Source organism: Pseudoalteromonas sp. SIMBA_162, from assembly GCF_046535955.1.
Lineage (GTDB): Bacteria > Pseudomonadota > Gammaproteobacteria > Enterobacterales > Alteromonadaceae > Pseudoalteromonas > Pseudoalteromonas marina.
The window spans coordinates 1-262 of the sequence record NZ_JAWJBQ010000588.1 but is presented as its reverse complement, the minus strand read 5'-3'; the positions used below and the strand labels follow the sequence as shown (position 1 = coordinate 262).

The window sequence follows — 262 nt, the reverse complement described above, 5'->3', positions numbered from 1 at the left end:
CGAACTCGCTCTCATCCATGTCGAGGTGGATGCGGTATTCCAAGGCATCCAGATCATCGCCCTGTTCGGTCTCGAGGGTGAACTTGCCCGTTTCCACAACGTACTGGTTCTCGTCCAGCCCCATGGAGTCATCGCTTTCGACGACCAGAGCGGCGACCTGCATGTTGTCGTCGAGCAGGATGTCCTCGACTTCACCGATCACGTTGTTGTCATCGTTCTGCAGGTAGACATCGGCATCCATCAGCTCATCTGCGGAGTAGAG

The 262-nt window shown here is 56.1% G+C and carries 1 protein-coding gene; it reads right to left on the bottom strand.

Going from position 1 to position 262, the window contains the following annotated elements:
- Positions 1-241 (bottom strand): hypothetical protein (locus R0J88_RS21040; RefSeq protein ID WP_410901032.1); only part of this gene is annotated, 241 nt, incomplete at its 3' end.
- Between the last annotated feature and the right edge of the window lie 21 nt (positions 242-262).